The sequence below is a fragment of the bacterium genome, from assembly GCA_024226335.1.
GTDB lineage: Bacteria > Myxococcota_A > UBA9160 > SZUA-336 > SZUA-336 > JAAELY01.
Genome location: JAAELY010000364.1, coordinates 1 through 9,415, shown reverse-complemented (window position 1 = coordinate 9,415; position 9,415 = coordinate 1). Strand labels below are relative to the sequence as shown.

Below are 9,415 nucleotides of genomic sequence, written 5' to 3'. Positions count from 1 at the left end.
ATCAGCGAACGAGTGTCCGGTATTTGAGCACCTCGGCGGGATAGCGCAGCGCAAATCGCCATTCCGTATCGGTGCTACACGCCTTGACGTACAGTGAGTTTCGCCCCAGTGGGAAGTCGACGCGCAACGGCGTCTGATCCAGACGAAACACCGGAGGTGTCTTCTGCATTCCAAGGAACTGCTTGTCCAGCAGGATTGCATACGGGTCGCCGGATGCGATCCGTAGGACACCCGTCACGTTGCGCTTCATCTCCATCACCTGGCGCAAGTACACGCAGCGCGGCTCGCGGGCGGAAAGAGGCGCGGCCCGGTTCAGGTCCAGCCCGCCCTGGACTCCCACTGCGCTGATCGGCAATCGCCGCCATCGTTTCAGTGTTTCCGGGTGCTGCTTCACGGATGGATCGAAGGCTTCGCTGATCTCCCAATCGGTCTCCGGTAGCGGCAATCGCTCGGTTCTCTCGTACAGTTTGAGCAGGCCGTGCCCCGCTGATTCGAAGCGCAGGGTGTAAGCCTTCGCGACCAGTTGTTTGAGCTTTGCCATGCATGGATCTCGTTCCATTGCGGGTAGGGGGTTCCACCAGAGGACGTAGTCCGCGCTCATTCCCGTGGTTTTCTCGTAGCGGGTGACGTCGAGGCACGACGGCAGCCATTCGATATTGGCACTCAAATGGTCGTAGGGGTCGACCTCCGGGTAGAAGCTGAGCGGGAACACGCCGGCGGTGCCTTCGTAGTTGCTGAACTCCACGCCGTTTCTCTGTGCTGCGATATAGCCGGCTGCGTGCAGGAACGGGCGCGTGTTGATGGAGATCCGGCGTCCACCCTCCACGCGGTCGTTCGCGAATATCAGAGGCACGATCGTGGAATTGGGCTCGATCAGTTCATTTGCCGACAGGAACTCATCCACGTAGTCGGCCAGTTCGATTCGGTACAACGTCTGAAACGTCAGGCCGGGCAGGGCGATCAGGACCGAGCCGACCATCACGCAGATTCGCATCCAGCGCTCGTGCGGTTGGGCCGCGAGCCAGAGCAATGCTGTGAAGAAGATGAAGGGCATGAAGCGAATATTCGCCCACTTGTTGACGAACTGACCTGGCATGACGAAGTAGGCGATCATTGCCACGAATGTCGCGAACAACAGCCCGTCCCAGCGATGCCAGGTGTTCTGCCGCACCTTGCGGGTCACCGTAAGGATCAGGGCCAGGGAGAACACGACGGACACCAGCGGCGTGTAGATGACCATGCCCGGGTCGTGGACCACCAGAGTGACCGTCGTGGCCAGCCAGACAGCGAGCTGCTTGAAGCCGAGGTGTGTTCCCGGAGTGCCGCCGACCTCCCGGTTGATCAGGACGTAGACGCCCAGTAGGAATAGAGGCAGGCACGCGTACAGGGTGATTCCCAAGGGTCGCCACGCAGCAGCCCTGAGCGCCTTCACACGACCTTCCGGAAGGCGCTCTTTGAACTCTCCGAGCGTCATCCAGCCGACGATCGAGAAGAAGATCAAACAAGTCGCCATCGTGCCAAAGCCGTGTGAGAAATAGAGCAGCAACGTGAGCCCGGTAAGAGGAACTGCCCGCTCGAGCGTCAAGTCGTGTTCGTACCTGCACCAGTAGCCCAGCAGGAAGAAGAACTGGACCGTACTCAAACAGAAATTGTAGAAGCCCAGTTGCAGCGGCAGCGTGTAGATGAACGGGAATATCAACAACGCCAGGAATCCGCGATCCTCTCCAAAGGCCCGGCAGGCGTAGCGCGCGCTCACAGGAAGCAGCACGGCAAAAGCACTCACCAGAACCTTCTCTGCAATCAGCGGCGGGAATACCAGGGAAAAGGCCGTGAGCAGCAGGTGCCCGATCCAGTTCGGCAAGAGTTGCCCGTTGAAGAAAAAGAAAGCGCGGATGATCGGAAGAGCCGGGTCGTTGAAATTGAGCAGACTGCTCGCGGTGGCGACATGAGTGGGTCCATCCTGGGTCAGGAAAGCCCCGGAGATCCAGATCGGCACTAGGTGCGCCGCAATCAACCCCACGAACAGGGCGTTTTCCCGCCGCCGCAACCGGTCGGTCACAGCCCGCGGAGCCTGGCACGTCCCGTCTGCGGTCACCTCGACCCTCCGTGGTGGTTCTGGGAGCTGTTCGCTGTGTCCCGCGCCAGCGGGAGCGGAGTATACGAGAAATCGGGACGCCGACACAGATCATCTCTTCGCGTAGTCCCGCTCCTATGCCACGCGCGGTAAACGGTGTACTATTGATTCATGGCCAAAGGTCAAGACAAAGGGCGCTCCGCAAAGTCCAACAAACCCAAGCTTTCGGCGAAAGAAAAGAAGGCCAAGAAGCAAGGGGCGAAGAAGGGCAAGTAGGATCCGGATCGGGCGGAGCGTTTGCTCGCCGCGACAGCGACCCGTCTACGCTTGACCCGGCTTTGCATCCGCGAAGTGGCTTGTGAGACGCTGGGAGCCTCACAAGTGCGGGCCGTGATCGGTCTCACAGAGGGCCGATGCCAGTAGACTTCGCAGACCGTATCGAATTCGCTTCCGATGCCTGGGTAGACGCTGCGCGCGAGAGTCTCGAACGCGCTGTTGCGGAGGCGGGTTCCGCTCTCGATGGTATTCGCTTCAGCCTCTGTGAGTCATATACCGACGCGCCTCCGCATCTGGCTCGTCCCGGGAATCTGGCCGCGTGGCATGCGCGCTTCGACGGAGCCAGTGTCAGCGTCGGGGCGGGAATCATCGACGACGCCGACTTCCGGATCCACGGCCCGTACTCCGCCGTCCTGCCTCTCTCCCGGACTGTCTATGGCAGCGACACGCGCGCGTCAGTGCGCGCCCAACGCGAGAACGTGCATCGAGCGGGCCGCGACGCGATCGAGTTTATCGGTCAGCCCCCTGCGCCCGTGTTGATGCCCGTGCTGGCTCGGCTGCACGACGACCTGGCTCCCCGCACGGTCGACAACCCGGATCTGGCCCACCGTCTGGATCGGCAGGGGCTCACGGGCAATTCAAAGGAACTGCTCGAGCAGGGCTACACCGTTCTGGAGCGGGCCGTCTCCGATGGGTTTGTAGATGAACTTCGGGCCACGATCCTGGAGCGCATTGACGAGCACGCACCGCGTCCTGCCGCGATGCTGCTGGAGCGCGGGCGCATCTTCGAGGAAGCCGCTTTGCAACCCCAGCTGATGAGTCTGGCCGAAGTCCTGTGCGGCAAGGGCTTCCTGCTCGCGCAGCTCCTGGGGCAGAGAAAGCCCGCGGGTGTTCCGCTCATTCCAATGCACAGCGACTACAATCTGATGCGCGAGCCGTTTCCTGAGCATCCCCAGCAGTGCACCGCCTGCTGGGCGCTCGAGGACTGGGCGCTCGAGGTCGGGCCGACGCGGGTGGTTCCGGGAAGCCAGCGGAAGCGTCGCCACCCCGGCCCGGAAGAGGGTGGAGACGAGAGTATTGCGATCGAGATGCCCAAGGGGTCGATTGCGATCTGGGATGGTGCAACCTGGCACGCGCAGTCTGAACGCACCGCACCGGGTGAGCGCGTGACCCTGCACTCTACCTACAGTCGCATGACTCTGCGCACCTACGATTCCTATCGCGACATCGATCCGGCGATCCTCGACAGGAACCCGCCGGAACTCGCAACGCTCGCCGGGTTCGACGACGTTTTCGAAAAGAACACGTACGCTGGCCCGGATTTTCGCCGCTTGCGACACGCGTCGAAGCTCTTTCGGACCTGAAACCGAAGGCCGATTTCAGCTCGCTTCGCTCGATGGTGGCGGCCTGGCCCTTCGTGCCCGCGCCAGTCCCAGCAGCGGGATCGAGATCCCGATCAGCATGATCGTGCCACCCAGGATTTCTCTCGAGGTCGGGAGATCCGAAAGGATCAGATATCCGAGTACCAGTGTGAGCACTGGAGCGGCCAATGTTGCCAGCGTCGTGATGCGGGCTTCGACGTATTTCGCCGAGTTCATCAGGCACAGGCGACCCAGGAACGGTCCGGAGAACGCAGCGAGGCTCACATAGCCCACCTGTGCGCTGGAGATCTCGGCCAGTTCAGGTGGAAATCCGTTCCAGATGAACCAGAGCATCACCGCCAACCAGAGTCGCAGCCCATTCACCGACACCGGGTCGATGCGCTGGATGGTCTTGCGCGTGACGACGGCCATCGAACCAAAGCACACAGCCGAAGCAACGGCCCAGAAGATTCCGGTGGTTCGCAGGTCTGCGGCGGCCAGCGGATCGTTCAAAAGGAGAAGTCCGCAGATGGCGATCGCTGCGCCCGCCCAGAAACGCCGGTCGATCCTCTCGCCAATGATCGGCCACGCCAGCAATGCGACGATGATGACTTCGCTGCGCTGCACGACGGTCAGAAGAGCAGGCGAGATCAACTTGATTGCGGTCGCGCTGGCGAGATTTCCAAGCAGTGTCAAGCTTCCCAGCGCCGTCGCGACGCCCAGATCGAAGCGGCTGAATCTGGGGATCGACTTGTGGCGATAGACGGTCAGCAAGCTGTTGAAGATCGCCGCGGCGACCAGCAGGACGAGAGTATTCGTCGCCGTCGAGCCATGGCTGGCTGCGATCTTCCACGGGATCACAAAAGCCGCGATGCCGAACGCCGAGGCGACAGCCCACAGGATTCCTCTGCGATGTTCGCCTGGCATGACAGTCTCGCCCGGAACTCGGCGAGAAATCCGGCTTGGCAAGAAGAATTTCAGGGCGTCTCAGACCGGGTCGAGTACCACCACCGGGATCGTGCGTTCCGTGGCCTTCTGATAGTCCACGTAGGGCGGATAGATCCCGACCATTTGAGTCCAGATGCGCTCGCGCTCTTCACCTTCGGCGACGCGGGCGCGAGCCGAAACAGCCTTGGCTCCCACCATCAGATCGCACTCGGGTGTCGCTTTGAGGTTGCGATACCAGAGAGGGTGATCGGGCAGGCCGCCTTTCGATGCGATCACCACGTAACCGTTCCCGAAGTTTCCGTAGATCAGCGGGAGAGAGCGCGGCTCTCCCGATTTCCGGCCGGTGGTCGTGAGTAGTAGCGTCGGGAGATCTCCCGGACCCCCCAATGGTGTCGAATCCCAGATATGCGCTTTCTCGGGGTCTTTCCGGTACAACTCGATGTGTTCCGCGATCCAGGGGATCTCTGAGAAATTCGCCATATTAGTTGCCGAAGTCCCATCCCTCACCGCTCGCGTAGCGCTTGAGTACGTTCTTGGCGACCAGGATCTTGTGCACCTCGTCCGGTCCGTCGGCCAGTCGCAGTGTACGCGCCCCCTGGTACATGCCGGCCAGCGGCAGATCGCCCGTGACGCCCGCCGCGCCCCAGACCTGGATCGCTCGATCGACCACGCGTGAGTACGCCTCGGGTACATAGATCTTCAGCGCCGAGATCTCGGTTCGCGCATCCGCTCCGCTCTCCATCTGTTCGGCGCAGTGGATCGTCATCAATCGCGAGGTCTGGATGTCGATGTAGGAGTCGGCGATGAAGCCCTGGACGAACTGCTTTTCCTTGAGCAGGCCGCCGTGCACCTCGCGAGAGTTCGCGCGTTCTACCATCAGATCGAATGCTCTCCACATCTGGCCCACTGAGTTCATGCAGTGGTAGACGCGCCCGGCACCCAGGCGATCCTGGGCGGCTGCGTGGCCGGAGCCGGTCTGGCCGAGCTGGTTCTCTGCCGGCACCCGCACATTGTCGTAGATCACCTCGGCGTGGTCGCTGCTCTGGCCCCAGACCTCGATACCGCGCACGATGTTCACGCCGGGCGTGTCGGTCGGAACGATGATCTGAGTCATCTTGCCGTTGGTGTCTTCGGACCCGTCGGGGTCGTCGGTGCGGCACATCACGATCAGGAAGTCCGCAGCAATGCCGTTGGACGTAAACCACTTCTGGCCGTTGATGACCCACTCATTGCCTTCGCGGCGTGCGGTGGTCTTGATCGAACGCGGATCGGATCCCGCGCTATCGGGCTCCGTCATCGAGAAGCCGGACTGCATCTTGCCCTCGGTCAGGGGCACGAGCCATTTCTTTCGCTGTTCCTCGGTGCCGTACTTGAGCAGGATCTTCTGATTTCCGGAGTTCGGTGCAACCACACCGAATAGCGAAGCGGCACCGATCGCGTAGGCGAGCACCTCGTTCATGTACGCATGCTCCAGGAAGGTCAGTCCGCAGCCGCCGTACTCTTCGGGAAGATGCGGTGCCCAGAGCCCCGCCTGCTTGACCTTCGTCTGGATCTCGTGGCGCAGTTCCCGGGCCTTCTGGCGCTCTTCGTCGCTGCCCGATTTCCCGGACCGCCGGCGCCATAGAGTAGTTTCGTTGGGCAAGATCTCGCGGTTGACGATTTCGGCCGTCAGCAGGCGGATCTCATTGATGCGATCGGGAAGCGACGCAATCGACTGTACGTTCATGGCCATAAGGTTTTTCTCACCTCTCCTGCTCTTCTGCTCTTCGGGTAGTCCACGGGCCTGGTTGTCCACAGGCGCGGGTTCGATCGCCGCACCCTATCATTTTGGATGTGCATTCCTCAATCGAGTCCAGTTCAGGGCCACCGGAAATCGGTTTCCCTCTGCAGTTCCCGAAGGATTATGCTGGGACATTCACTGCTCGGGCATTCACGAGAGGACGGCGAAAATGACTCACCCGGATCTTCAGGAGCTGATCGATCTCGACAGCGCTCATCTGATTCACCCGATCACCGAGCTGCGAAAGCACGAGACGAAAGGTCCCCGAGTCGTTACCGGAGGCGAGGGCATCTGGATCGAAATCGGCGACGGTCGGCGTGTGATCGACGGATTCTCGGGCTTGTTCAACATCAACGTCGGGCACGGGCGTACCGAGATCGCGGACGCGGTGGCTGAACAGATGCGCGAGCTGGCGTACTACCCCTCGTTCTGGGACTTTTCCTCCGAGGCTGCGATTCGCCTGGCGCAACGCGTCGTCGAGTTGTTGCCCGAAGATCGAACCCTCCGGCATCTGATGTTCACGACGGGAGGTTCCGATGCGAACGAGGCGGCGTTTCGCTTTGCACGGCTCTACCACGCCGTGCAGGGCCAGCCGCAGCGGACCAAGATTCTCTCGCGTCGTCACAGTTATCACGGAGCGACTCGAGCGGCCGGATCTGCGACGCGGATTGGCGTGTACCACATCATGGCACCGCCCGACCCGGAGCATGTCGAGACCGCGGCCCCGTACTGTTTGCGCTGCGAGTACGGCAAGACTCATCCCGCCTGCGAACTCGCCTGTGCCGAAGACGTCGAGGCGACGATCCTGCGAGAGGGGCCGGAAACGGTTGCAGCGATCATCGTCGAACCGGTGATGGGGACTGGTGGGATCATTGCGCCACCTGCCGACTACTATTCGCGTCTTTCCGAAATCTGCAAACGACACGGAGTCCTGCTACTGCTCGACGAAGTGATCACCGGTTTCGGACGCACGGGGCGCTGGTTCGGAATGGAACACTGGGACATCTTCCCGGACGTGCTTTGCTTCGCGAAGGGTATTTCGAGCGGGTATCTGCCCTTGGGTGGCGTTGCTCTTTCGGATCACGTCTACGAGACGATTCGCGATCAGAGTCCCAAAGGTCTGCCCCTGATGTTCGGGTTGACCTACAACAACCATCCGGCGTCATGCGCTGCAGGCCTGGCGAACATCGAGATCGTCGAGCGCGAAGGCCTGGTCGGAAATGCGCGCGATGTTGGGGAGCACCTGCGCAAGCGACTCCACCAGGGACTCGGTTCGCACTCCCATGTTGCGGACATCCGCGGTATCGGGATGCTGGCGGCCATTGAGTGTTCTGAGCCGGGAACTCTCGATCCTGTCGGGGGCAAGCCGATGGCTTTTCCCGCTGCGGTCGCCAGTCGTTGTTACGAACGCGGATTGATCGTGCGTGCGCTCTGGGAGTGCGTGGGAATCGCGCCTCCGCTGTGCACGTCGGCCGAGGAGGCCGACCAGATCGCAGATATCGTCATCGACTCGATCCGCGATCTGGCCTGACTCCGTGTATCGACGCAGCTAGCCGCCGTAGAAGACCGAGTCGCCCAGGTCGGCGAGTACCAGGGTCTCCTGATCGGCGCGGCCGGTGATTTCGCGCAGAACGCGCGCCTCTACGACTTCGCCCAGGAAGAGGGAGTGGTCGCCACGCTCGAGTGTATCGATGAGCTTGCAGCCGACGATTGCAGCCGCGGCATCCAGAACGGGTGCGCCCGTCTCGCCGATCGTGAAGGGCTGTCCCGCGATCGTGTTTCCCTCTCGCTCGACCGGCTTGAAGAACGAGAAGGCGAGATCTTTATGCTCTTTGGCGAGTACGTTGAGTGCGAAGCTGCGGCATTCCTTGATCAGGTCGTGCGCGCCGGAGTCCGCCTTTACGCCGACGGCGATCAGGGGAGGCTCAAACGAAGCTTGGGTCACCCAATTGATCGTGGACGCGGCGACCCGGCCGTCTTTGGATTCAGCCGTAAGAACGTAGAGTCCGTATGGGATCATTCGCAGTGCGGTTTTCTTTTCCTGGGCGTCCATTTCCGGATCAGTCCTCCAGATTCTCGTCGTAGGGTCTCGTCGTAGGGATGATTCCTCGGCCACGCCGTTCGGGTTTCGCGCGGAGATGCGCGACCGATGAGCCACCCTGCCATCGTTCGACGGGTTCACGCAAGCCGTCGCCGAGGCGCGATCGACTGCGTGTCAGCCGCCCAGGTCCCTCATGAACGCCTCATGGACCATGTCGTCTTCTGCAGAGCCGTGGGATTTCAGTTCCGCGAAAAACCGGCGCAAGGCCTTGGCTACGTCTTCCCAAGGACTGTCCGGGTTCTTCGTCCGGGTGCGGAGTCGGGCGAGTTGCTGGCACAAGTCCTTGTGGGCTTGCTCCAGTTGAGCTGCGCGGGCGCTCAAGCGCGGAGCCACGGCGAGAACGTCGGCGAAATATCCGCCGTCTTCCTCCAGGGCGAAATGCTCGTTCAGGCTGACTTCGAAACGCGCCAGTTCTTCTGCGAACAGAGCGCGTTGTTTGGCCTCCGGTGCGGGGTTCTCCAGCGCATCGCGAAGCTGGTTCGTCGTTTGTTCCAGTGCGAGGTGTTGCTCGCGGATCTGATCCAGCGATGGGGGCGGTGTGCGTTCCGATGGGCTCATTCGTCCATTCTCCGCTTTACCGTAGGGCCATAAGCTTACGCCCTTTGTACCGATTGCGGTATGACCGCCATCAGGCTCGAGAGATCCGTCAGACCGCGCGGCTGAAGGCCCGGCCGGCGGGGTCTTTGTCGAGCCAGGCATCAAATACGGCTGCGATACTGCGCACGAGCAACCGGCCGAGCGGCAGGACCTTCACACTGCCGTCGCTTCCGATCTCCACGAGTCCGTCGCTCTCCTGTTCGGCCAGCGATGAAATTTCGGCTGCGTAGACATCTGCGAATTCCTTGCCGAACACCGCGCGGTATTCGTCGGCCCGT

General features: G+C 61.6%; 9 protein-coding genes. 2 read left to right on the top strand and 7 right to left on the bottom strand.

The window, feature by feature from the left end; translation table 11 throughout:
- Position 1: 1 nt before the first annotated feature.
- Positions 2–2,095: a hypothetical protein gene (locus tag GY725_19055; GenBank protein ID MCP4006286.1), complete on the bottom strand. Its 2,094-nt coding sequence runs from the start codon at positions 2,093–2,095 to the stop codon at positions 2–4.
- Positions 2,096–2,487: 392 nt separating this feature from the next.
- Here GY725_19055 and GY725_19050 point away from each other — a divergent pair, with 392 nt between their 5' ends.
- On the top strand, positions 2,488–3,714 hold the full coding sequence (locus GY725_19050) for a hypothetical protein (GenBank protein ID MCP4006285.1): 1,227 nt from the start codon (positions 2,488–2,490) through the stop codon (positions 3,712–3,714).
- A 15-nt stretch (positions 3,715–3,729) separates the two neighbouring features.
- On the opposite strand, the gene GY725_19045 is transcribed toward GY725_19050, so the two are convergent.
- From GY725_19045 to GY725_19035, 3 genes are read right to left on the bottom strand one after another with little or no spacing between them, the layout of a single operon-like run.
- The gene (locus GY725_19045; GenBank protein ID MCP4006284.1) at positions 3,730–4,638 is read right to left on the bottom strand and encodes a DMT family transporter; all 909 of its coding nucleotides are present in this window, start codon (positions 4,636–4,638) and stop codon (positions 3,730–3,732) included.
- A gap of 60 nt (positions 4,639–4,698) precedes the next feature.
- Positions 4,699–5,121: a nitroreductase family deazaflavin-dependent oxidoreductase gene (locus GY725_19040; GenBank protein ID MCP4006283.1), complete on the bottom strand. Its 423-nt coding sequence runs from the start codon at positions 5,119–5,121 to the stop codon at positions 4,699–4,701.
- Between the two features lie 19 nt (positions 5,122–5,140).
- The gene (locus GY725_19035; GenBank protein ID MCP4006282.1) at positions 5,141–6,385 is read right to left on the bottom strand and encodes an acyl-CoA dehydrogenase; all 1,245 of its coding nucleotides are present in this window, start codon (positions 6,383–6,385) and stop codon (positions 5,141–5,143) included.
- A 223-nt stretch (positions 6,386–6,608) separates the two neighbouring features.
- On the opposite strand from GY725_19035, the gene GY725_19030 reads away from it, so the two are divergent.
- Entirely contained in the window at positions 6,609–7,970 is a 1,362-nt protein-coding gene (locus GY725_19030) for an aspartate aminotransferase family protein (GenBank protein ID MCP4006281.1), read from the top strand.
- An 18-nt stretch (positions 7,971–7,988) separates the two neighbouring features.
- On the opposite strand, the gene GY725_19025 is transcribed toward GY725_19030, so the two are convergent.
- The 3 genes from GY725_19025 to GY725_19015 form a co-directional block, all read right to left on the bottom strand.
- Positions 7,989–8,492 carry a flavin reductase family protein gene (locus GY725_19025; protein ID MCP4006280.1) on the bottom strand — a complete coding sequence of 168 codons (504 nt, stop codon included), beginning with the start codon at positions 8,490–8,492 and terminating at the stop codon, positions 7,989–7,991.
- Between the two features lie 162 nt (positions 8,493–8,654).
- Entirely contained in the window at positions 8,655–9,098 is a 444-nt protein-coding gene (locus GY725_19020) for a hemerythrin domain-containing protein (GenBank protein MCP4006279.1), read from the bottom strand.
- An 88-nt stretch (positions 9,099–9,186) separates the two neighbouring features.
- Positions 9,187–9,415, bottom strand: a 229-nt coding sequence (locus GY725_19015) for a coproporphyrinogen III oxidase (GenBank protein MCP4006278.1), incomplete at its 5' end; no start/stop codon positions are given.